Genomic DNA, 23,494 nt, shown 5'->3' on the forward strand with positions numbered 1-23,494 from the left:
CGGAACAGGGGGGGTAGTTCCGAACCGGCCGAACTGGCCGGCGTATCGCGCGCCCCGGGGGGTTTGGGGCGAGCGACCGTCCGACCGGTGAGGAGTTCCGGAGCCGGAAGCTCCGGGTGTGTGCGCGAGGGCACGACCAGGGCGAAGCTGGGGAGGCCTCGACCCGGTTTCGCCCGCAGTCTCCTGCGAGCGGGGTGTTTCTCTCATCTGCAGAAACCGTACGGCAGGGGCTGAGGGTGCGACAGCCGGTTGCGCAACATCCCATCGGCCTCGCACACCTTCTTCACACGGCCCGACCGTCGTCGCAGGTCACGGAAGCGTCGCGGCATACGTCATCACGATCGGGGCGTGTGGCTCCTGTTACCGGAGCGGCGTCCTGGGGGCTGCTCAGAGCGCGGCGAACGCGTTCTCGATGATGTCGAGGCCCTCGTTCAGGAGGTCCTGGCCGATGACGAGCGGCGGCAGGAAGCGCAGCACGTTGCCGTAGGTGCCACAGGTGAGGACGAGCAGGCCCTCGGCGTGGCAGGCCTTGGCGAGCGCGGCGGTGGCCTCCGGGGCCGGCTCCTTGGTGGCCGGGTCCTTGACGAGCTCGACGGCGATCATGCCGCCGCGGCCGCGGATGTCGCCGATGACAGGGAACTTCTCCTGCATCGCCGACAGGCGCGACTTCATCGTCGTCTCGATCTCCTTCGCCTTGGCGTTGAGGTCGAGCTCCTTCATCGTCTCGATGGCGCCGAGCGCACCGGCGCAGGCCACCGGGTTGCCGCCGTAGGTGCCGCCGAGGCCGCCCGCGTGCGCGGCGTCCATGATCTCGGCCTTGCCGGTCACGGCGGCGAGCGGGAGACCGCCCGCGATGCCCTTGGCGGTCGTGATCAGGTCCGGGACGATGCCCTCGTCCTCACACGCGAACCACTGGCCGGTGCGGCAGAAGCCGGACTGGATCTCGTCCGCGACGAACACGATGCCGTTGTCGGCGGCGAACTGGCGGATCGCCGGGAGGAAGCCCTTGGCCGGCTCGATGAAGCCACCCTCGCCGAGCACCGGCTCGATGATGATCGCGGCGACGTTGTCCGCGCCGACCTGCTTGGAGATCTGGTCGATGGCCTGCTTGGCGGCCTCGGGACCTGCGTTCTCCTCGCCGGTCGGCCAGCGGTAGCCGTAGGCCAGCGGGGCGCGGTAGACCTCGGGGGCGAACGGGCCGAAGCCGTGCTTGTACGGCATGTTCTTCGCAGTGAGCGCCATCGTCAGGTTCGTACGGCCGTGGTAGCCGTGGTCGAAGACGACGACCGCCTGGCGCTTGGTGTAGGCGCGGGCGATCTTGACGGCGTTCTCGACGGCCTCGGCGCCCGAGTTGAACAGGGCCGACTTCTTGGCGTGGTCGCCCGGCGTCAGCTCGGCGAGCGCCTCGGCGACCGCGACGTAGCTCTCGTACGGCGTGACCATGAAGCAGGTGTGGGTGAAGTCCTGCAGCTGGGCGGAGGCGCGGCGGACCACGGCCTCGGCGGAGGCGCCGACGGAGGTCACGGCGATGCCGGAACCGAAGTCGATGAGGCGGTTGCCGTCGACGTCCTCGATGATGCCGCGGTCGACCTTGGCGGTGAACACCGGCAGCGTGGAGCCCACGCCCGCGGCGACGACCGCGGTGCGGCGGGCCTGCAGCTCCTGCGACTTCGGGCCGGGGATGGCGGTGACGACGCGGCGCTCCTGCGGGATGTCGCTCATGCGGGGCTCCTTATTTCTGGTGGGCCGGATCCGACTCCCGGGTCATTCGGTCTCGACGTCGCCGGGGCTGCTTTCGGGGGGTTTCTCGCAGGTTAGGGGCGGGGGAGCGGGGTGGTCATGCTCCATACGGGCGGGGTCGGTGGTGCCTGTTGTCCGTCTTGGACAGGTGTGGATCCGGTGCGGCCCCCGGACGGGACGGGCGCGCGCGTCGCGACGGGCCCGGCCCATGGGGCGCGTATGCGGTGAACTCCCCTGGTACGGGCATTAGATTGAGGCGCGATCGACGCACACGGCACGGACGGACCGGGCAGCTCAGGGGGCTAGGCCATGGACAGCGAAAGCGGCATGCAGGGCACGCAGGGTGCGGGGGGCGGTGAGCGGCAGGCGTCCGCGCCCGTGCCGCGTCCCGCGCGGCCGCCCCGCCCGGCCGCCCCGCCGATGCCCCGGCAGGCGCCCCCGGCGGCCCGCGGCTCGGTGGCCGAGTGGCTCGCCGCCCGCCGCCCCAAGACCCAACCGGGTGTGTGGCGGTACGAGTACGAGCCCCGGCCCCCGGAGCGGGACACGTCGGCGATCGGGCGCAAGCTGCTGGTGTGGATGGGGCTGTCGTTCCTGGTCGGCGTCCTGCTGTGGAGCCTGTGGCGGCGCGGCACGCTGCCGTACCAGTGGGCCCCGCTCAAGATCTTCACGCCGGACAGTTGGTGGTGGCCGGGCACGACCTCGCCCCGCGACCAGAAGGCGTACGACGCACTCGTCGTCTACGAAGGCGTGGCTTTCGCTCTGCTCGTCTTCTTGGTGGGCCGTTTCGGGGCCTGGGGGGAGGGCATCCGGCACTTCGTCGTCCGCAGGCCCCAGCCGGCCCGCGCCGTCATCGCCTCGGTCGCCGCCGTGGGCGTGCTGGTCTTCGTGTGGCCGGACGCGCTCGGCCTCTCCTGGCGGCCGCTGCCGATCGCCGACCCGGTCCTCTCCCTCGTCGTCCTCGTCACCGGCGGCTACGGCTTCTTCCAGGTCCCGGTCCTCGCCTACCTCCTGTACGCGCTGATCACGGCGGCGGTCCTGTGGCCGTTCGCCCGGATCGGCGGCTGGCTCGACCTCTGGTCCGCGCGCCGCAAGAAGGAGGCGCCGCCCCGTCCCGCCGCACCACCCGCGCGCGAGGCCTGGGCGCAGCTGCGCGAGGCGGGCCAGGGCCAGGCCGCCGACGTGCTCACCGCCGAGGTGGCGGGCGGCCGCATGAACGACGTCGACTGCGCGCGCGTCACCCACGCCTGGCGGCACACCGCCGACCCGGCCGCCTTCACCAAGACCGTGCTCAAGCAGGGCGCGGGCGCCTGGGCGCACCCTTCGGGGCAGCGCGATCTGCCGGCCCGCGCGGCGGCGCACGACCTGCTCGTCGGCCAGGTGCGGATCGGCTCCTTCGCGCGCGACGAGCGCAATCCGTACGCGCTGCGGGGCGCCGGCGTGGCCCTCGACCCGAACCTGCTCGGCACCTCGCTCCTCGCCGTGGGACCGCCGGGCGCGGGCAAGACGGCGGGGGTCGTCCGCCCCGTCGTCGAGTCCCTGGCGCTCCAGGCGCTCGCCGGGCAGTGCGCCGTGCTCGCGGTCTGCGCGCAGGGCACCCCGCTCGGCCCCGACGACGCGTACGACGTGGTGGTCAGGCCGGGCGACCGGTCGTCGGTGCACGACCTCGACCTGTACGCGGACGCCACCGACGCGGACGAGGCGGCGGGCTTCCTCGCCGAGGGGCTTGTCGGTGACCTGGACACGGTCGACACCCGGCGCGCCGCCACCGCGCTCGCCCAGCTCCTCGGCCCCTACAGGGAGGCGCACGGCACGTTTCCGGCCGTGCCGGTGCTGCGCGAACTCCTCGAAGGCGGGCCCGACGCGTTCGCCGACCTCAAGGGGCGCCTGCTGGCGGACTCCGCGATGCGGCGCGAACTCGACGCCCGGCAGCGCCAGTTCGGCACCGCGAGCGATCCGGGCCCGCTGCTCGCTGACCGCCTCGCCCTCCTCGACCGCCCGATCTTCTCCGGCTTCTTCGACCCGGCCGCCGCCCGCCCGTTCTCCGTACGGGCCCTCGCGCACCACCCGCTGCGGGTCCGCGTCGACCTGCCCGAGCAGGGCCACGAAGAGGCGTCACGGCTGCTCGCCCGGCTGCTGCTCGCCCAGTTCACCTCCGTCGTACGGGGCCGGGGCGGGCGCTCCCACTTCGCCTGCCTGGTCCTCGACGACGCGGCGCGCACCGTCACCGCGGAGACGGTCCGCGGCATCCAGCGGCTGCGGTCCGCGCACGCCGGAGTGGTGCTCGGCCTGCGCACCATCGGCGAGGTCGCCGAGCCCCTGCAAGGTCCGCTGTACGCGGCCGTCGGCTGCCGCATGGCGTTCTCCGGGGTCACCACATGGGACGGCCGGCGCTTCGCTGAGGCCTGGGGCACCGAGTGGGTGGAGACCGAGGAGGTCGCGCAGCACGCGGTGTTCGCGCAGCAGCCGCTGACCCGCGCGCTGCACAAGGCGCGTCAGATGGTGACCGGGAAGGCCGTCACCACGGACGCCGTCACCGTCCGCAAGGTGGAGCGAGAGCGCTGGTCGGCCTCCGATCTGGCGCACGCGGTGCCGCCGGGGCACGCGGTGCTCTCGCTCACCACTGTGCGCGGTGAGCACGCTCCGCCGCTGCTCGTGGACCTCCGAGGCTGAAAAGCATGTGAAAACGTCTGAAGGTTGACTGAGCTTTCAGGGGGCGGGGGCCCCAGCGGTACGTACGGTGAGGCAGAATCGACACTGGTCGTTCATACGCACCGGCCAAAAGCTTCACAGGATCCACGTGTACGCCCTGCCCCCGTGTACGCCCCCGCTCACCCGAAGGCCTGGCCTATGCCGCCCACGCTCGCCTCGCTCGTCCACCACTCGGCGCTCAAGCTCGTCGTGCGCGCGGGCGAGCAGCACCTGGACACCCCGGTCCGCTGGGCGCACGTGAGCGAACTCGCCGACCCCGTCCCGTACATGGAGGGCGGCGAGCTCCTGCTGATGACCGCGCTCAAGCTGGACGCCGAGGACCCGGAGGCGATGAGCCGCTACGTGAAGCGGCTCGTCGAGGCGGGAGTCGTCGGCCTCGGCTTCGCCGTCGGCGTCAACTACGACGACGTCCCCGAGGCCCTGGTGAAGGCGGCGAAGGACGAAGGCCTTCCGCTGCTCGCGGTGCCGCCGCGCACGCCGTTCATCGCCATCAGCAAGGCGGTCTCCGCCGCGATCGCCGCCGAGCAGTACAAGGCCGTCACCTCCGGATTCGCCGCCCAGCGCGAACTCACCAAGCAGGCGCTGGGCAGCGGCCCCGAAGGGGTGCTCGGCGTGCTCGCCGCGCAGGTCGACGGGTGGGCGGCGCTGTACGACGCGTCGGGCGCCGTCGTCGCCACCGCCCCCGACTGGGCGGGCCGCCGCGCCGCCCGCCTGACCGGCGAGGTGGAGCGGCTGCGGGACCGGCCCGCGCCCGCCAGCGCGGTGGTGGAGAGCGGCTCCGACGACCGGGTCGAACTGCACTCCATCGGCACCGGACGGCGGCCCCGCGCGGCGCTCGCGGTGGGCACGGCGGCGGCCCTCGGCACGGCCGAGCGGTACGCGCTGCACTCGGCGATCGCCCTCCTCACCCTCACCACCGAACGCTCCCGGGCGCTGTACGAGGCCGAGCAGCGGATCGGCGCGGCCGTCCTGCGGATGCTGCTCGCGGGGGAGCCCGACCACGCGCGGGCCGTCGCGGGCGACCTGTACGGGGCGCTGCTCGACGCGCCGTTCCGGATGGTGATCGCGGACGCCGCGGCGCCGCCGAAGAACGGGACGGCGCGGCCGGTCGCGGCGCCGTCGAGCGGGACGGCGGCGTTGCTGGCCGAGGCGGTGACCGGGTCCCGGGAGCAGGGGGCGGGACCTGCGGGACCGCTCCCCGTCCTCGCCGACGTCGTGGAGTCCGCGGCGGCGCGCTCCGGCGAGGCGCTGCTCGTGGTCCCCGACGGTGAGCGGCTCGTGCTGCTGGCCGTCGACGGCGGGGCGGCGGCGGAGGCCTGCCTCCAGTACGCGGAGGCCCTGGAGTCGACGCGCGGGGAGGGCTCGTCCGAGGACGAACTGGTCGTCGGCTTCTCGGCGCCGGCCGGGCCGATCGCGGCGGTGTCCGCGTACAAGCAGGCCGAACAGGCGCTGTCCGTCGCGCGCAGACGCGGCCGGATCCTCGTCGAGCACGAGGACGTGGCGGCGGGCTCGGTGCTGCCGTTGCTGGGCGACGACGCGGTCCGGGCGTTCGCGGACGGCCTCCTGCGGGCGCTGCGCGACCATGACGCGACGGGCCGGGGCGACCTGGTGGCCTCGCTCCGGGCGTGGCTCTCCCGCCACGGCCAGTGGGACGCGGCGGCGGCGGACCTCGGCGTCCACCGCCACACGTTGCGCTATCGCATGCGGCGGGTGGAGGAGATCCTGGGCCGCTCCCTGGACGACCCGGACGTCCGCATGGAGCTGTGGCTGGCGCTTAAGGCGACGGGAACGTAGGGCCAGTTGTGGCCAAATTAAGCCCCTGCGGCGATTGAGCAGCGGGGTCCGGGGCGGAGCCCCGAGGCCGAAACCACGTTGCCGTGCGCCAATTCGGCGAACCGTCACCCACGACTACGCCGTATCGTCCAAACGGCAACCCCACGCACCCGCCCTACCGTGGTCACCGCACCCCCCAAACCCACGGAGAGGCCGGTACACGCCCCATGACCACCCACGCCTTCTGGCTCGCCGGCCGCCAGGCCACCGGTGACACGACGTTCGACGTCCACAACTCCTACGACGGCCGCCTCGTCGGCACCGTCGCCGAGCCCACCGAGGCCCAGGTGGAGGAGGCCGTCGCCGCCGCCCACGCCGTGGTCGACGAGTTCGCCGCGACCCCCGCCCACGTACGGGCCAAGGCCCTGAACCACGTGGCCGACCGCCTGATCGAGCGCACCGAGGAGATCGCCCAGCTGATCTCCGCGGAGAACGGCAAGCCGATCAAGTGGGCCCGCGGCGAGGTCGGCCGCGCCGTCTCCGTGTTCCGCTTCTCCGCCGAGGAGGCCCGCCGCTGGAACAGCGGTGAGGCCCAGCGCCTCGACACCGACGCGGGCGGCACGGGCCGCATGGCGATCACCCGCCGGATCCCGAAGGGCGTCGTCCTCGGCATCGCCCCCTTCAACTTCCCGCTGAATCTGAGCGCCCACAAGGTCGCCCCGGCCATCGCGGTGGGCGCGCCCATCATCCTCAAGCCGGCCCCGGCCACCCCGATCTCCTCGCTGATCCTCGGCGAGCTGCTCGCGGAGACCGACCTCCCGGCCGGCTCCTGGTCGGTGCTCACCGTCCCGAACGACCGCATGCCCGCCCTCGTCCAGGACGAGCGCCTCCCGGTCATCTCCTTCACCGGCTCTGGCCCCGTCGGCTACGCGATCATGGACAGCGTCCCGCGCAAGCACTGCACCCTGGAGCTCGGCGGCAACGGCGCGGCCGTCGTTCTCGCCGACTACGCCTCCGAGGCGGACCTGGACTGGGCGGCGAGCCGCATCGCCACCTTCTCCAACTACCAGGGCGGCCAGTCCTGCATCTCGGTGCAGCGCGTCATCGCCGACGCCACCGTCTACGACCGGCTCCTGCCGAAGATCGTCGCGGCCGTCGAGGCGCAGGTCACCGGCGACCCGGCCGACGACGCCACCGACGTGGGCCCGCTGGTCAGCGAGGACGCCGCGAAGCGCGTCGAGTCCTGGGTGACCGAGGCCGTCGACGCGGGCGCGTCCCTCCTCGCCGGCGGCAAGCGTGACGGCGCTACCTACGCGCCCACCGTCCTCGCCGACGTCCCGGCCGACGTCACGATCTCCTGCGAGGAGGTCTTCGGACCGGTCCTCACGGTCAAGAAGGTGGACGGCGAGGCCGAGGCCTTCGCCGCCGTCAACGACTCCAAGTACGGCCTCCAGGCGGGCGTGTTCACGCACGACCTCCAGACCGCGTTCCGCGCCCACCGCGCGCTCGAGGTCGGCGGCGTGGTCATCGGCGACGCCCCGTCCTACCGCGCCGACCAGATGCCGTACGGCGGCGCCAAGCAGTCCGGCGTGGGCCGCGAGGGCGTCAAGTTCGCCATGGACGACTACACGTACGAGCGCGTCCTCGTCCTGACGGGCCTCGCGCTGTAGTCACTGCGCGAGAAGAACACCGAAAACCCCCGGCGCGTGCCTGATCCGCGCGCCGGACCACGACGGCCGGAGCCCACTGTGCGGGGGCTCCGGCCGTCGCTTGTCCTCGTACGAGCGTCAGAGGATGCGCTCCTGCGCGTCGAACTGGTCGACCGGCTCGTTGGTGCACGCCGCCACCGGCCCGCCGAGGACGTTGCCGCCGACGCCCTGGGGCGCCGCGACGGCGCAGCGCAGGTCGACGTTGACGAACGAGGCGCCGTAGCTGTTGAGGATGCCGCCCGGGTCGCCGCCGATGGCCACGTCACCGTTGCGGGTGGCGAACTCCTGGGAGCCGCCGTCCGCCGCGGCCATGCCCGCTCCGCCGACGGTCGAGGCCGCGGCCGCCGCCACGAGCGCGGCACTGGTCAGAACTTTCCGGATCATTCTTTGCTCCAATTGAGAGGCTGGCGGACGGCCGCAAATGTGGCCGCCGTCCGGAGGAAACCGGGAAGCCGGGCAAAAGTCACCGGCTTTCATGCATACAGGCCAGTGGTGAACCCATTCGCATCCTGGTTCACGGAAAAGCGGTCTGTTCACGCGAATGCGCGGATACGCGAAAGCGTGAAGGCGCGAATGAGTGAATGCCCGAATGCGCGAAAGCGCAAAGAAAGGGGCGCCCTCCCTCGGCCGTGCAAGGAGGGACACGGCCGGGGAGGACGCTGCTCGGGTGTGCGGCCGGTGGGCCGCTCTCCGGCAGAGGGTCAGATGATGCGCTCGGGGGCGTCGAACTGGTCGACCGGCGCGTTGTTGCAGGTCGTGACCGGTCCGCCGAGGACGTTGCCGCCGACGCCCTGGGCCGCCGGGACGGCGCAGCGCAGGTCGACGTTGGCAAAGGGGGCGCCGTAGGAGTTGGCGATGCCGCCCGGGTCACCGGCGATGGCGACGTCGCCGTTGTCGGTGGCGAATTCGGAGGATCCGTTGCCCGTGCCGCTCACCGTCTCGCCGTAGGCGACGCGCGCGGCCTGGTTCATGTCGTGCGCGCTCGTCGTCAGGTTCTCGGCCTCGGGGCCGCCCGTGGTGGCGGAGGCCACGCCGGCGGCGCTCACGGTGGCAGCGGTGGCGGCGGTCGCGAGCGCGGCGCCGGCCAGAATCTTCCGGATCATTAGTTCTCCAATTCAGGGGGAGTGACGGCTGCATTCTGCAGTGGTCGCGCCGTCTGAACCGCGAAAGCGGGACGGAGGTCACCTGTATTCACGCTTACGGTCCATTCCGCCACTATTGATGAATGGAGCACATATGTGGATCGACAAAGAATTTCTGCGCGAGGGCTGGTCGACATGCCCGTTATCGGGTACATACGATCGAGTAGCACCGACCGGTAACCAACCGGGCCGGTGACCCGACGCGCGGCGAGGTGAACCTCATGTCCGCAACATCCTCCGCACCCCAGCACCGGGCGAAGGTCTCCGAAAAGGAGGCACGCCAGGTCGCCGAGGCGGCCCGTGAACAGGACTGGCGCAAGCCCAGCTTCGCCAAGGAACTGTTCCTCGGCCGGTTCAGGCTCGACCTCATCCACCCGCACCCGCTGCCCGCCGACGAGGACGCGCAGCGCGGCGAGGAGTTCCTCGCCAAGCTGCGCGACTTCTGCGAGACGAAGATCGACTCGGCGCGCATCGAGCGCGAGTCGCAGATCCCCGACGAGACGATCAACGGGCTCAAGGAGCTCGGCGCGCTCGGCATGAAGATCGACACGAAGTACGGCGGCCTCGGGCTCACGCAGGTCTACTACAACAAGTCGCTCGCGCTGGTCGGTTCGGCCTCGCCCGCCATCGGCGCGCTGCTCTCCGCGCACCAGTCCATCGGCGTGCCCCAGCCCTTGAAGCAGTTCGGCACGCAGGAGCAGAAGGACACGTTCCTGCCGCGCTGCGCCCGCACCGACATCTCGGCCTTCCTGCTCACCGAGCCCGACGTCGGCTCCGACCCGGCCCGGCTCGCCACCACCGCCGTCCCCGATGGCGACGGTACGTACGTCCTCGACGGCGTGAAGCTGTGGACGACGAACGGAGTCGTCGCCGACCTGCTCGTCGTCATGGCCCGCGTACCGAAGTCGGAGGGCCACAAGGGCGGCATCACGGCCTTCGTCGTCGAGGCGGGCTCCGAGGGTGTCACCGTCGAGAACCGCAACGCCTTCATGGGCCTGCGCGGCCTCGAGAACGGCGTCACCCGCTTCCATCGGGTCCGCGTCCCCGAGGCGAACCGGATCGGCCCCGAGGGCGCGGGCCTCAAGATCGCGCTCACCACCCTCAACACCGGCCGCCTCTCGCTGCCCGCGATGTGCGTCGGGGCGGGCAAGTGGTGCCTCAAGATCGCCCGCGAGTGGTCGGCGGAGCGCGAACAGTGGGGCAGGCCGGTCGCGTTCCACGAGGCCGTGGGCTCGAAGATCTCCTTCATCGCGGCGACCTCCTTCGCCCTGGAAGCGGTCCTCGACCTCTCCTCCCAGATGGCGGACGAGGACCGCAACGACATCCGTATCGAGGCCGCCCTCGCCAAGCTGTACGGCTCCGAGATGGCCTGCCTGATCGCCGACGAACTCGTCCAGATCCGCGGCGGCCGCGGCTTCGAGACCGCCGAATCCCTCGCGGCCCGCGGCGAACGCGCCGTCCCCGCCGAACAGGTGCTGCGCGACCTGCGCATCAACCGCATCTTCGAGGGCTCGACCGAGATCATGCACCTGCTGATCGCGCGCGAGGCCGTGGACGCCCACCTGTCGGTCGCGGGCGACCTCATCGACCCCGACAAGTCCCTGACGGACAAGGCGAAGGCGGGCGCGAAGGCGGGCGGCTTCTACGCGAAGTGGCTGCCGAAGCTGGTCGCAGGGCCCGGCCAACTCCCGCGCACGTACAGCGAGTTCCACCCCTCAGGCCACCCCGACCTCTCCACCCACCTGCGCTACGTGGAACGCTCCGCCCGCAAGCTCGCCCGCTCCACCTTCTACGCCATGTCCCGCTGGCAGGGCCGCATGGAGACGAAGCAGGGCTTCCTCGGCCGAATCGTCGACATCGGCGCCGAACTCTTCGCCATGAGCGCGGCCTGCGTACGCGCCGAACTCCTGCGCACCACCGAGGCGTACGGACGCGAGGCCTACCAACTCGCCGACACCTTCTGCCGCCAGTCCCGCATCCGCGTCGACGAACTCTTCGACCGCCTGTGGACCAACACCGACGACCTCGACCGCAAGGTCGTCCAAGGCGTCATCAGCGGTACGTACACATGGCTGGAACAGGGCGTCGTCGACCCCAGCGGCGACGGCCCCTGGATCGCCGACGCGACCCCCGGCCCGAGCAAACACGAGAACGTGCACCGACCGATCCGCTGATGCCCCACGTCTGATCCTTTACCGCCTTCTGCCATCCCGTGTCGGACGCACAGGAAGTTCACGCAAGAATGGGGGGATGAGCGACAGCCCATCCCCCCTCGCGGACCCGCACCTCGTCTTCGACCCGGCCCCGGCCGACGCCCCTCGGGACGTCGTCGTCCTGGGCTCCACGGGCTCCATCGGCACGCAGGCCGTCGACCTCGTCCTGCGCAATCCCGACCGGTTCCGCGTCACCGCGCTCAGCGCCGCGGGCGGCCGCGTCGAACTGCTCGCCGAGCAGGCGTACCGGCTGCGCGTACGCACCGTGGCCGTGGCCCGCGAGGACGTCGTGCCCGCGCTGCGCGAGGCGCTGGCCACGCAGTACGGGCCGGGGGAGGCGCTGCCCGAGATCCTCGCGGGGCCCGACGCCGCCACCGAGATCGCCGGACGCGGCGACTGCCACACGGTCCTCAACGGCATCACTGGATCCATCGGCCTCGCCCCGACGCTCGCCGCACTCGAGGCGGGCCGCACCCTCGCCCTCGCCAACAAGGAGTCGCTGATCGTCGGCGGCCCGCTGGTGAAGGCGATCGCCAAGCCCGGCCAGATCATCCCGGTCGACTCCGAGCACGCCGCGCTCTTCCAGGCCCTCGCCGGCGGCACCCGCGCCGACGTCCGCAAGCTCGTCGTCACCGCGTCCGGCGGCCCGTTCCGCGGCCGTACGAAGGCGGACCTGGCGAACGTCACCGTGGACGACGCCCTCGCGCACCCGACCTGGGCGATGGGCCCGGTCATCACGATCAACTCCTCGACCCTGGTCAACAAGGGCCTGGAGGTCATCGAGGCGCACCTGCTGTACGACATCCCCTTCGACCGCATCGAAGTCGTCGTGCACCCGCAGTCCTACGTGCACTCCATGGTCGAGTTCGTCGACGGCTCGACGCTCGCCCAGGCGACGCCGCCCGACATGCGCGGCCCCATCGCCGTCGGCATCGGCTGGCCCGAGCGAATCCCCGACGCGGCCCCCGCGTTCGACTGGTCGAAGGCCTCCAGCTGGGAGTTCTTCCCGCTCGACAACGAGGCGTTTCCGGCCGTGGGGCTCGCCCGTCACGTGGGGGAGCTCGCGGGCACGGCCCCGGCGGTGTTCAATGCCGCCAACGAGGAGTGCGTGGACGCGTTCCTGAACGGCGCCCTTGCGTACAACGGGATCATGGAGACCGTGACGAAGGTCGTCGAGGAACACGGCACACCGGGATCGGGAACTTCCCTCACCGTCGCGGACGTCCTCGAAGCGGAGACCTGGGCGCGCGCCCGGGCCCGTGAACTGACCGCAACGGACAAGGCAGCCGCGGAGGCTCGTGCATGACGACCTTGATGATGATCCTCGGCGTAGTCATCTTCGCGGTGGGCCTGCTCTTCTCCATCGCCTGGCACGAGCTGGGCCACCTGTCGACGGCGAAGCTCTTCGGCATCCGCGTCCCGCAGTACATGGTCGGCTTCGGGCCCACGATCTTCTCGCGGAAGAAGGGCGACACCGAGTACGGCGTCAAGGCCATCCCGCTCGGCGGCTACATCCGCATGATCGGCATGTTCCCGCCGGGCGCCGACGGCAAGATCGAGTCCCGCTCGACCTCGCCGTTCCGCTCCATGGTGGAGGACGCCCGCGCGGCGGCCTTCGAGGAGCTGCGGCCCGGTGACGAGACCCGGCTCTTCTACACGCGCAAGCCGTGGAAGCGCGTCATCGTCATGTTCGCCGGTCCTTTCATGAACCTGATCCTCGCGATCGGCCTGTTCTTCACGGTCCTGATGGGCTTCGGCATCACCCAGCAGACGAACGTCGTCTCCTCGGTCTCGTCCTGCGTCATCCAGGCCAGCGCCAACCGCGACGACTGCCGAGCCTCCGACCCGGAGTCCCCGGCGAAGGCGGCGGGCCTGCAGCCGAAGGACAAGATCGTGTCCTTCAACGGGGTCACGACGGACGAGTGGAACGCCCTGTCCGACGAAATCCGCGAGAGCGCCGGAAAGACGGTGCCGATCGTCGTCGAGCGCGACGGACAGCAGCAGACGCTGACCGCGAAGATCGCCACGAACCAGGTCGCGAAGAAGGACGCCAGCGGCCAGATCACCGACGGCTACGTCAACGCGGGCTTCCTCGGCTTCACCGCCGCCACCGGCGTCGTACGCCAGGACTTCGGCGACTCCGTGAGCTGGATGTCGGACCGGGTCGGTGACGCGGTCGACTCCATCATCGCGCTGCCCGCGAAGATCCCCGCCCTGTGGGACGCGGCGTTCGTAGACGGCCCGCGCGAGCAGGACTCGCCGATGGGCGTGGTCGGCGCGGCCCGGGTCGGCGGCGAGATCTTCACCCTCGACATCCCGCCCACCCAGCAGCTGGCCATGGCGTTGATGCTGGTCGCGGGCTTCAACCTGTCGCTCTTCCTGTTCAACATGCTGCCGCTGCTGCCGCTCGACGGCGGGCACATCGCGGGCGCCCTGTGGGAGGCGCTGCGCAGGAACGTGGCGAAGGTGTTCCGACGCCCCGACCCGGGCCCGTTCGACGTGGCGAAGCTCATGCCGGTGGCGTACGTGGTGGCCGGTGTCTTCGTCTGTTTCACCATCCTCGTACTGATCGCGGACGTGGTGAACCCGGTGAAAATCTCCTGATCAGACGCCGGACACGGGCCGGTCGTCCGATGTTCGGAACTGCCCGGCACCCTGAGTGCCGGGCAGTCCCTCTTTAAGAGGGTTTGAGGGGGCGCGATGTGCTCGGGCACGCGCCGGTGACGTAATCTCGGAAGCCTCTGGACTCGATCCACACCTTGGGGTTGCACAGCAGATGACTGCGATTTCTCTCGGCATTCCGTCGGTACCGACCAAGCTCGCCGAGCGGCGCAAGAGCCGCCAGATTCAGGTCGGCACCGTGGCGGTCGGCGGAGACGCGCCCGTGTCGGTGCAGTCCATGACCACGACGCGCACCTCCGACATCGGCGCGACGCTGCAGCAGATCGCCGAGCTGACGGCGTCCGGCTGCCAGATCGTCCGCGTCGCCTGCCCCACGCAGGACGACGCCGACGCGCTGCCCGTCATCGCACGGAAGTCGCAGATCCCCGTGATCGCGGACATCCACTTCCAGCCGAAGTACGTCTTCGCGGCCATCGAGGCCGGCTGCGCTGCGGTCCGGGTGAACCCGGGCAACATCAAGCAGTTCGACGACAAGGTCAAGGAGATCGCCCAGGCGGCGAACGACCACGGCACGCCGATCCGGATCGGTGTGAACGCGGGCTCCCTCGACAAGCGGCTCCTCCAGAAGTACGGCAAGGCGACGCCCGAGGCGCTCGCCGAGTCCGCGCTCTGGGAGGCGGGCCTCTTCGAGGAGCACGGCTTCCGCGACATCAAGATCTCCGTGAAGCACAACGACCCGGTGGTCATGGTCAACGCGTACCGGCAGCTCGCCGCGCAGTGCGACTACCCGCTGCACCTCGGTGTGACCGAGGCGGGCCCGGCGTTCCAGGGCACGATCAAGTCGGCGGTCGCCTTCGGCGCGCTGCTCTCCGAGGGCATCGGCGACACGATCCGCGTCTCCCTGTCCGCCCCGCCGGTCGAGGAGATCAAGGTCGGCAACCAGATCCTGGAGTCGCTCGGCCTCAAGCCCCGCCGTCTGGAGATCGTCTCCTGCCCGTCCTGCGGCCGCGCCCAGGTCGACGTCTACAAGCTCGCCGAGGAGGTCACGGCCGGCCTCGACGGCATGGAGGTCCCGCTGCGCGTGGCCGTCATGGGCTGCGTCGTGAACGGTCCGGGCGAGGCCCGCGAGGCCGACCTCGGCGTCGCCTCCGGCAACGGCAAGGGCCAGATCTTCGTCAAGGGCGAGGTCATCAAGACCGTCCCCGAGTCCAAGATCGTCGAGACGCTGATCGACGAGGCGATGAAGATCGCCGAGCAGATGGAAAAGGACGGAATCCCTTCCGGGGAGCCGTCGGTATCCGTCGCAGGCTGACCCCGTCGCACCCAGGCCCGCCGCCCGATTCCGGGCAGGCGGGCCTTTTGCGTTCGGCGGCCTGCGGTCCCGCCGTGGTCCCGTTCGCGCAGTTCCCCGCGCCCCTTTTAGGGGCGCGGGGAACTGCGCAAACCACCTACGAAACCGCACCCGCCGACGTAACGGCACAACGCACACACCCCCCGCGGGAGGCGCCAACGGAACGGGGGCCGAAACGTCGACCCGCCACACCCGCGGAGCGCCAGGTACAGTGCGGAGATCAGTAGCCCATCTGGTGAGGCCCCTCCGCACGTGTTGACTCAGACCACCACTCGGGTGCTCGAACCGAGTGACCTCGACGCCGCGCTCGCCGTCCTCGACCGCGAGCCCGTCGCGAACGCCTTCGTCACGGCCCGGGTCCGCGCCGCGGGCCTCGACCCGTGGCGGCTCGGCGGCGAGATGTGGGGCTGGTACGAGGACGGGATGCTGGAGTCCCTGTGCTACGCGGGCGCCAACCTCGTCCCGATCTGCGCGACCGACCGCGCCATCCGCGGCTTCGCCGACCGCGCCCGGCGGGCAGGACGCCGCTGCTCGTCCATCGTCGGCCCGGCGGAGCCCACCGCCCGCCTGTGGCAGCTGCTCGAACCGGGCTGGGGCCCGGCCCGCGAGATCCGCGCGAACCAGCCGCTGATGGTGACCGACCGGATGCCCACGGACATCACCCCCGACCCGTACATCCGCCGCGTCCGCAAGGACGAGATGGACACGATCATGCCGGCGTGCGTGGCGATGTTCACCGAGGAGGTCGGCGTCTCCCCGCTGGCCGGTGACGGCGGCCTGCTGTACCAGGCGCGGGTGGCCGAACTGGTCGGCATGGGCCGCTCGTTCGCCCGCCTCGACGAGAACGGCAAGGTCGCGTTCAAGGCGGAGATCGGCGCCGCGACCGACCAGGTCTGCCAGATCCAGGGCGTATGGGTGGCCCCCGAGTACCGGGGCATGGGCCTCGCCGCCCCCGGCATGGCGGCGGTCCTGCGCTACGCCCTCGCCGACGTCGCCCCCATCGTCAGCCTCTACGTCAACGACTTCAACACCCCGGCCCGCGCCGCGTACCGGCGCGTGGGCTTCGAAGAGGTCGGGGCGTTCATGAGCGTGCTGTTCTAGCCACCCTGTGGCCCCTGTGGTGCCCGTCTCATCTCTTTCGTGCGCATTGACATTAGTAAGTCTTATGGACCATAAAGGTACTGCTTTGCTTTGGTTCAAGCTTCACTGACTGTAGGTGCCTCACGATGTCTGCTCCCGGTTCCGGCATGGCCGCCTGGCAGGAATGGCGTGCCGACCGGCGCCGCTCCCTCACCGCCCCCACGGGCAACCTCGCCCTCGTCGAGACCCGCTGGCTCCCGGCCGGCGAGACCCCCGACCTCGACGCCGCCCGCGCGGGACAGCCCGGCACCGTCACGGTGACGGCCCTGGAGCGCACCGACATGGTCACCGGCGCCCCCGAGCACGGCCTGCGGTTCTGGGACGCGAACTCCCCGGCGATCCAGGCCTTCGAGGACGTCGACGCCTTCGCGTACGACCCGTCCTGGGTCCTCGACGCCACGTACACGCCCGTCGAGGGCGCCCGCACCGTCGCCTTCGAGCACCTGCGGGACAACGGCGGCACCCGCGAGAAGGTCGTCCCCGGCGACATCGCCCTGACCGTCGACGGCACCGACTACACGCTCTCCGCGTTCGACGACGACGGCACCCTCCTCCTCGTCTTCGGCGACCCGACCAACGGCGACAGCACCTACGGCGCCGGCCGTTTCCTCTTCGTGGAGCACACCGGCGAGAGCCGGGTGCGCCTCGACTTCAACCGGGCCTTCGTACCCCCGTGCGGCTTCTCCGATCAGTACAACTGTCCGATGCCGCCGCGGCAGAACCGGCTCCACCTGCCCGTCGAGGCGGGCGAGAAGCTCCCGGTCTTCCGCGACGGCGCCGCCGGCACCGCTCACTGATCGATCCCCCCCGCACTCCTTCACGTAAGGCCCCCTCATGCGCATCCCCAAGAGACCCCTGTCCGCCGGCGTGCTCACCGTCGCCCTCGCCGTGACCCTCGCCGCCTGCGGCGGTGGCTCGAACTCGACGTCCGGCAACGGCGCGTACGACAAGAACGCCACGGTCAACATCGGCTCCCTCTACGAGCCGCAGAACCTCGACAACACCGCGGGCGGCGGCCAGGGCGTCACCGAGGCCCTCAACGGCAACGTCTACGAGGGCCTGTTCAAGCTCACCGACAAGGGCAAGGTCGAGAAGCTCCTCGCCGAGGACTACAAGGTCTCCGGCGACGGCCTCACCTACACCTTCACCCTTCGCGACGGCGTGAAGTTCCACAGCGGCAAGAAGCTGACCAGCGAGGACGTCAAGTACAGCCTGGAGAAGGTGATCGCGAAGGACTCCCAGTCCGCGCGGAAGTCGAACCTCGAGGTCATCAAGGACGTCGCCACCCCCGACGCGAAGACTGTCAAGGTCACGCTGTCGAAGAAGTCGATCTCCTTCGTCTACAACCTGTCGTACGTCTGGATCATCAACGCCGACGCCAAGAACCTGAAGATCACGGAAGACGGCACCGGCCCGTACCAGCTGAAGAAGTGGACGCGCGGCTCCGCGCTCAGTCTCGACCGGTTCGCCGGCTACTGGGGCACGGCCGCCAAGAACAAGCAGGCCGTCTTCCACTACTACAAGGACGCGACCGCCCTCAACAACGCGCTCCAGACCAACGCCGTCGACGTCGTCACCAGCGAGCAGTCCCCGGACGCCCTCGACCAGTTCAAGTCGGACCAGAACTACAAGGTCAACGACGGCAACTCGACCACCAAGCTGCTCCTCGCCTTCAACGACAAGGCGAAGCCGTTCACGGACGTCAAGGTGCGCCAGGCCGTCTCGGCCGCCATCGACGACAAGAAGCTCCTCGAATCCGTCTGGGGCGGCTACGGCAAGCAGATCGGGTCGATGGTGCCGCCCACCGACCCCTGGTACGAGGACCTGACGGACGTCAACGCGCACGACGTCGCGAAGGCCAAGAAGCTGCTCAAGGAGGCGGGGCACGCGAAGGGGTTCAGCTTCACGCTCGACACCCCGAACTACGACCCGCACCCCACGGCCGCGACCTTCATCAAGTCGCAGCTCGCCAAGGTCGGCATCACCGTCAAGATCAACACGATCACGCCCGACGAGTGGTACACGAAGGTCTACAAGAACCACGACTTCACGGCCACGCTCCAGGAGCACGTCAACGACCGCGACCTCGTCTGGTACGGCGACCCCGACTTCTACTGGGGCTACGACGACAAGCAGGTCCAGGACTGGGTCGAGAAGGCCGAGGCGTCCTCCACGACCAAGGAGCAGACCGAGCTGCTCAAGAAGGTCAACCGCAAGACCGCCGAGGACGCGGCCAGTGACTGGCTCTACCTGTATCCGCAGATCGTCGTCGCGAACACGAAGCTGTCGGGCTACCCGCTCAACGGCCTGAACTCGCAGTTCTTCGCGTACGACATCAAGAAGAGCAGCTGACCGACCGGCCATGCTCAGATATCTCCTGCGGAGACTGGTGTTCCTGCTGGTCTCCCTCGTCCTCGCGTCCGTCGTGCTGTTCGTGCTGCTTCGGATGCTGCCCGGCGACCCGGCGAACGCGCTCACCTCGGTGGGCGCCTCGCCGGAGCAGATCGCCGCGGCCCGGCACTCCATCGGCTCCGACAAGCCGCTGCCCGAGCAGTTCACGCACTGGATCGGCCAGCTGGCGAGCGGCGACCTCGGCACGTCCTTCGTGTCCTCGCTGCCGGTCGGCCCGGAGGTGTCGCAGCGCCTGAACGTGACGGTGCCGCTGACCCTGTCCGCCTTCGTGCTCGCCGTGCTCGTCGCCGTACCGGCGGGCTTCGTGGCCGCGTACAAGCGGCGGACCTGGTACGGGTCGCTGCTCAGCGGCGTCTCCCAACTGGGCATCGCCGTCCCGGTGTTCTGGCTCGGCATGATCCTCATCGCCGTCTTCGCGCTGAACGCGGGCTGGCTGCCGTCCGGCGGCTTCCCGCAGGACGGCTGGGACACCCCGGCCGAGGCCGTGCAGTCGCTGGTGCTGCCGGTGGTGACGGTGGCGCTCGTGATGTCGGCGTCCCTCATCCGCTACGTACGCTCCGCGACGCTCGATGTCCTCGACAGCGAGTACCTGCGTACGGCGCGGGCGCTCGGCTCGTCGTTCGGGCGGGCGATGTGGCGGCACGGGCTGCGCAACGCGTCCGTGCCGGTCATCTCCATCCTCGGCATCGAGCTGGCGTCCACGCTGCTCGGCGCGGTCGTCGTCGAGTCCGTGTTCGCGCTGCCGGGGCTCGGCTCCATGCTCGCGACGGGGATCGCGCAGCACGACTACCCGGTGATCCAGGGCGTGCTGTTCGTGTCGACGTTCGGGGTGCTGATCATCGGCTTCGTGGCGGACCTCGTGCAGCGGCTCGTGGACCCGCGGCTTCGCGGGCGGCTCTCCGGGGGTGGGGCGCGATGAGGCGCAGATCATCGGTCACCTTGTGGACGGGGGCCGTCTTCGCGGGCCTCGTCGTCCTGCTCGCGCTCGTCTCCCTGTTCTGGCTGCCGTACGACAGTGAGGACACGTCCGGCGGACGGCTCGCGGGCCCTGGCGGCGGGCATCTGCTCGGCACCGACAAGTTGGGGCGCGACCTGTTCACGCAGCTCATGACGGGTTCGCGGATCGCGCTCCAGGCCGGGCTCGGCTCGGTCGCCGTCGCGGCGCTGCTCGGCGTGACGCTCGGTCTCCTCGCGGCTTTCGCGCAGGGCTGGTTCGACGACACGCTCTCCGCGCTGCTCGACATCCTCATCGCGTTCCCGACGCTGCTACTCGCGATGCTGATCGTCGCGGCGCGGTCGGCGACGCTCGGCTCGGCGATCCTCGCGATCGGGCTCGCGCAGAGCGCGGTGGTGGCGCGGCTGACCCGGATCCTGGTCAAGCGGGTGCTGGCGCAGGACTACATCACGGCGTCCCGTACGTCCGGCACGTCCTGGCCGCGGATCGTCGCGGGCCACGTCCTGCCCAACATCTGGCCGACGCTCGCGGTGAACCTGGCGCTCCAGTTCGGGCTTGCCGTCCTCGCGGAGGCGGGGCTGTCCTACCTCGGCCTCGGGGCGCCGCCGCCGAACGCCTCGTGGGGCCGGATGCTCCAGGAGGCGCAGGCGACGTTCACGACGGCGCCTGCGGGCGCGCTCGCGCCGGGCGTGCTGCTCGTGCTGCTGGTGATCGGCGTCAACCTGGTCGCGGACGGGCTGCGGGACGTTCTCGACCCGACGGCGCGGAAGGAGAGGGCGGCGGCATGAGTGAACCTTTGCTTTCCGTGGATGGGCTCACGATCCGTACGGGAGACGGGCGCGAGCTCGTCTCCGGCCTGGGGTTCGAGGTCGCGCGCGGCGAACGCCTGGGCCTGATCGGCGAATCCGGCTCGGGCAAGTCCCTGACGACCCTCGCCGTTCTCGGGCTGCTGCCCGCGGGCATGACGGTGACGGGAAGCGTCGAGCTGGCCGGCACGCAGATCGTCGGCGCGGCTGAGAAGACCCTCGTGGACGTACGTGGCCTGAGCGCGGCCGTCGTCTTCCAGGAGCCGCTCACGGCGCTCGACCCACTGATGCGGGTCGGCAAGCAGATCGCCGAACCCCTGCGCAGGCGGCGGCAGTTGAAGGGCGCGGCACTGAAGTCGGCGGTGACGGACCTCCTCGAACAGGTACGCCTCCCCGACCCGGCGCGCATCTCCCGCGCCTTCCCGCACGAGATCTCCGGCGGGCAGCGCCAGCGTGTGGCCCTCGCCATGGCGCTCGCCTGCGACCCGGCACTGCTCATCGCCGACGAGCCGACGACGGCGCTGGACGTGACCGTGCAGGCGGAAATGCTGGAGCTGATCGACGGCCTGGTGCGCGAGCGCGGCATGGCGGTGCTGTTCGTCAGCCACGACCTGGCGGTCGTGTCGAAGGTGACGGACCGCGTCCTGGTGATGAAGGACGGGCGCGCGGTCGAGTCGGGCGCGGTGGCCGACGTCGTACGGGCCCCGCGCGAGGCGTACACGCGGGCGCTGGTGGACAGCGCGCGGCAGTTGGAGTCCGCGCTCGACCTGGGAGGTGTGCGATGAGCGCCCCTGTGCTGGAACTGGATGGGGTGTCCTACGCGTACCGGGGCGCCGCCGCCCCTGTCGTCACGGACGTGTCGGTGGCGGTGGAGACGGGGCGGAGCCTGGCGCTCGTCGGTGAGTCCGGTGCGGGCAAGACGACGCTGCTGCGCATGCTGCTCGGGCTGGCCCGGCCCACGTCCGGGACGGTCCGCTTCGACGGGGACGAGCTGCGGCCGCGCGACCGTACGCAGATGAAGGCGTTCCGGCGCAGTGTGCAGTGCGTCTTCCAGGACCCGTACGCCTCGTTGGACCCGCGGCAGCGGGTGCGGCGGATCGTGGCCGAGCCGCTGCGTTCGCTCGGCGTCGCGACGGGGGAGGAGGCGGACCGGAAGGTCGCGCACGCCCTCGAACGGGTGGGGCTTCCGGCCGACGCGGGGGAGCGGTACCCGCACGAGTTCTCCGGCGGGCAGCGGCAGCGCATCGCCATCGCGCGGGCCACGGTGTGCGACCCGCGGGTCCTCCTCGCCGACGAACCGGTCTCGGCGCTCGATGTCACGACGCGGGTCAAGGTGGTGGACCTGCTGGCCGAGCTGAAGGAGACGGCGGGCCTGACGATCGTGATGGTCTCCCACGACTTGTCGGTGGTGGCGGCGCTGTGCGAACGCACTGCCGTGCTGGAACGGGGCCGCGTGGTCGAGGCGGGCCCCACGCCGTCAGTCCTGGGCACCCCGGCCCACACGTACACGCGCCGCTTGCTGTCAAGCGTCCCCAGACTCCCGACGTCGGGCTGACGCCCACCGGCCCCTACGCCACGGGGCTCCGCCCGGGGCCTGCCCGTTCCCACGCCACGGGGCTCCGCCCCGGACCCCGCGGGCTCTCGTCCAAGAGCGGGGCTGATTTTGCGGAACCGGCGTTACGGGCCCGGGGCCCTGGGTCTCTAGCGTCGGCGGGGCTGATTGCGCCCAACCGGCCTCACGGCCACGGGGCTCCGCCCCGGACCCCGCGCCTCAATCGCCGGCGGGGCTGACGGTGCCGAACCGGTGTTGCGGTCACGGGGCTCTGCCCCGGACCCCGCTGCTCAATCGCCGCAGGGGCTTGATTTACCGGAACCGGCGCCACGCTCCGCGCAAGCCCGTCGCCGACGTTGGCCCTGCCCCTTCCCTCCCGCCTATCTCCCACCCACCCGCCCCCTCCAGGGGCGTCGGCCCGACGGGGTACCGCACCCGCCTTGGGTATCCCGCCGCAAGCACGGCTCCCCACCCATGACGGTCGACGCCACCCCGCCTTGGGTAACCCGCCGCCAGCCCCGGCTCCCCACCCGGGACGGTCGACGCCCGCCGCCTTGGGCAATCTGCCGCCTGGGGCGGCAGGGTGGGCAAGGCGGCACCCCGGTGCAGCGCACCCAGGACGGGAGGCGCCGACCACGGCACCCCGGTGCCGCCCAATGGTGGGGACGACGCCGGCCACGGCACGGTGGGACCCCGGTGCCGCCCCGCGATACGGAGGGCCCCGCCCCGGCCACCCGCACAGCCGGCCGCCGCCCCGGGGTACCCTCCCCGCATGCCGCACCGGAACCGCACGGACGACCGCGCCGTCACCATCGGCCCCCTGGATCTGCGCACCCGTGTCGACGAGGCGCTCGCCGTGCAGGCGTACGCGTTCGGGCTCAGCGACGACGAGATCGCCGTACGCCGCCAGATCGTGCTGCGGCACATCACCTACCCGGGCGCCCGCTCCCTCGGCGCGACGACCGAATCCGGCCGACTCGTCGGCTTCGTCTACGGGATGCCGAACGACCGCACCCACTGGTGGTCCACCGTCGTCGAGCCGTATCTGCGCGCCCGCGACGAGGACCACTGGCTCGACGACTCCTTCGTGATCACGGAGCTGCACGTGCACCCCGGCTACCAGAACCGCGGCATCGGCCGCGCGCTCATCACGGCCATCACCGACGGCGCCACCGAGCCCCGCTCGATCCTCTCCGCGATCGACTTCGACAGCCCGGCCCGCGGCCTCTACCACTCCCTCGGCTACGAGGATCTGGCCCGCCAGGTGCTGTTCCCCAGTGCCCCGCGCCCGTACGCGGTGATGGGCGCGCCCCTGCCGCTCAGGCGCACGCCCTGAGAACCGATTTCCGGCCGCACCCACGCCCCGGCTA

Annotated in this window: 18 protein-coding genes; 15 read left to right on the forward strand and 3 right to left on the reverse strand. The window is 71.0% G+C overall.

Going from position 1 to position 23,494, the window contains the following annotated elements; all coding sequences use genetic code 11:
* Positions 1 to 387 precede the first annotated feature (387 nt).
* Entirely contained in the window at positions 388 to 1,722 is a 1,335-nt protein-coding gene (gene gabT, locus ACYSUO_RS21915; RefSeq protein WP_461777904.1) for a 4-aminobutyrate--2-oxoglutarate transaminase, read from the reverse strand.
* Between the two features lie 327 nt (positions 1,723 to 2,049).
* On the opposite strand from gabT, the gene ACYSUO_RS21920 reads away from it, so the two are divergent.
* From ACYSUO_RS21920 to ACYSUO_RS21930, 3 genes are all read left to right on the forward strand, one after another.
* Complete coding sequence (locus tag ACYSUO_RS21920) at positions 2,050 to 4,410, forward strand: ATP/GTP-binding protein (RefSeq protein WP_461777905.1); 2,361 nt, start codon at positions 2,050 to 2,052, stop codon at positions 4,408 to 4,410.
* Positions 4,411 to 4,587: 177 nt separating this feature from the next.
* On the forward strand, positions 4,588 to 6,243 hold the full coding sequence (locus ACYSUO_RS21925) for a PucR family transcriptional regulator (protein WP_461777906.1): 1,656 nt from the start codon (positions 4,588 to 4,590) through the stop codon (positions 6,241 to 6,243).
* A 206-nt stretch (positions 6,244 to 6,449) separates the two neighbouring features.
* Positions 6,450 to 7,892 (forward strand): aldehyde dehydrogenase family protein, encoded by a 1,443-nt coding sequence (locus ACYSUO_RS21930; protein WP_461777907.1) that lies wholly within the window; start codon positions 6,450 to 6,452, stop codon positions 7,890 to 7,892.
* Between the two features lie 117 nt (positions 7,893 to 8,009).
* Here the strand turns inward: ACYSUO_RS21930 and ACYSUO_RS21935 are convergent, their stop codons facing one another.
* The gene (locus ACYSUO_RS21935) at positions 8,010 to 8,315 is read right to left on the reverse strand and encodes a hypothetical protein (RefSeq protein WP_461777908.1); all 306 of its coding nucleotides are present in this window, start codon (positions 8,313 to 8,315) and stop codon (positions 8,010 to 8,012) included.
* Positions 8,316 to 8,632: 317 nt separating this feature from the next.
* Positions 8,633 to 9,034 (reverse strand): hypothetical protein, encoded by a 402-nt coding sequence (locus ACYSUO_RS21940; protein ID WP_461777909.1) that lies wholly within the window; start codon positions 9,032 to 9,034, stop codon positions 8,633 to 8,635.
* Between the two features lie 260 nt (positions 9,035 to 9,294).
* On the opposite strand from ACYSUO_RS21940, the gene ACYSUO_RS21945 reads away from it, so the two are divergent.
* The 12 genes from ACYSUO_RS21945 to ACYSUO_RS22000 all read left to right on the forward strand — a co-directional run bounded on the left by ACYSUO_RS21945 (position 9,295) and on the right by ACYSUO_RS22000 (position 23,460).
* The gene (locus tag ACYSUO_RS21945; protein ID WP_461777910.1) at positions 9,295 to 11,247 is read left to right on the forward strand and encodes an acyl-CoA dehydrogenase family protein; all 1,953 of its coding nucleotides are present in this window, start codon (positions 9,295 to 9,297) and stop codon (positions 11,245 to 11,247) included.
* A 76-nt stretch (positions 11,248 to 11,323) separates the two neighbouring features.
* The gene (dxr, locus tag ACYSUO_RS21950) at positions 11,324 to 12,592 is read left to right on the forward strand and encodes a 1-deoxy-D-xylulose-5-phosphate reductoisomerase (protein WP_461777911.1); all 1,269 of its coding nucleotides are present in this window, start codon (positions 11,324 to 11,326) and stop codon (positions 12,590 to 12,592) included.
* A gap of 8 nt (positions 12,593 to 12,600) precedes the next feature.
* Positions 12,601 to 13,890, forward strand: coding sequence for a M50 family metallopeptidase (locus ACYSUO_RS21955; protein WP_461778019.1), 1,290 nt, complete (start codon positions 12,601 to 12,603; stop codon positions 13,888 to 13,890).
* Between the two features lie 172 nt (positions 13,891 to 14,062).
* A complete protein-coding gene (gene ispG / locus ACYSUO_RS21960; protein WP_461777912.1) occupies positions 14,063 to 15,220 on the forward strand; it encodes a flavodoxin-dependent (E)-4-hydroxy-3-methylbut-2-enyl-diphosphate synthase in 1,158 nt (385 codons plus the stop codon).
* A gap of 291 nt (positions 15,221 to 15,511) precedes the next feature.
* On the forward strand, positions 15,512 to 16,360 hold the full coding sequence (locus ACYSUO_RS21965; RefSeq protein WP_461777913.1) for a GNAT family N-acetyltransferase: 849 nt from the start codon (positions 15,512 to 15,514) through the stop codon (positions 16,358 to 16,360).
* Positions 16,361 to 16,485: 125 nt separating this feature from the next.
* Complete coding sequence (locus tag ACYSUO_RS21970) at positions 16,486 to 17,196, forward strand: DUF1684 domain-containing protein (protein WP_461777914.1); 711 nt, start codon at positions 16,486 to 16,488, stop codon at positions 17,194 to 17,196.
* A 37-nt stretch (positions 17,197 to 17,233) separates the two neighbouring features.
* The gene (locus ACYSUO_RS21975) at positions 17,234 to 18,751 is read left to right on the forward strand and encodes an ABC transporter substrate-binding protein (RefSeq protein WP_461777915.1); all 1,518 of its coding nucleotides are present in this window, start codon (positions 17,234 to 17,236) and stop codon (positions 18,749 to 18,751) included.
* 10 nt (positions 18,752 to 18,761) lie between these two features.
* A complete protein-coding gene (locus ACYSUO_RS21980; protein WP_461777916.1) occupies positions 18,762 to 19,730 on the forward strand; it encodes an ABC transporter permease in 969 nt (322 codons plus the stop codon).
* Positions 19,727 to 20,554 carry an ABC transporter permease gene (locus ACYSUO_RS21985; protein ID WP_461777917.1) on the forward strand — a complete coding sequence of 276 codons (828 nt, stop codon included), beginning with the start codon at positions 19,727 to 19,729 and terminating at the stop codon, positions 20,552 to 20,554. The genes ACYSUO_RS21980 and ACYSUO_RS21985 overlap by 4 nt, the downstream gene beginning before the upstream one ends.
* Positions 20,551 to 21,357, forward strand: coding sequence for an ATP-binding cassette domain-containing protein (locus ACYSUO_RS21990; RefSeq protein WP_461777918.1), 807 nt, complete (start codon positions 20,551 to 20,553; stop codon positions 21,355 to 21,357). The genes ACYSUO_RS21985 and ACYSUO_RS21990 overlap by 4 nt, the downstream gene beginning before the upstream one ends.
* On the forward strand, positions 21,354 to 22,127 hold the full coding sequence (locus ACYSUO_RS21995; protein ID WP_461777919.1) for an ABC transporter ATP-binding protein: 774 nt from the start codon (positions 21,354 to 21,356) through the stop codon (positions 22,125 to 22,127). Before ACYSUO_RS21990 ends, ACYSUO_RS21995 begins: the two co-directional genes overlap by 4 nt.
* A gap of 769 nt (positions 22,128 to 22,896) precedes the next feature.
* Positions 22,897 to 23,460 carry a GNAT family N-acetyltransferase gene (locus ACYSUO_RS22000; protein ID WP_461777920.1) on the forward strand — a complete coding sequence of 188 codons (564 nt, stop codon included), beginning with the start codon at positions 22,897 to 22,899 and terminating at the stop codon, positions 23,458 to 23,460.
* The last annotated feature ends 34 nt before the right edge of the window (positions 23,461 to 23,494 follow it).

The sequence above is a fragment of the Streptomyces sp. UC4497 genome (genome assembly GCF_054871485.1).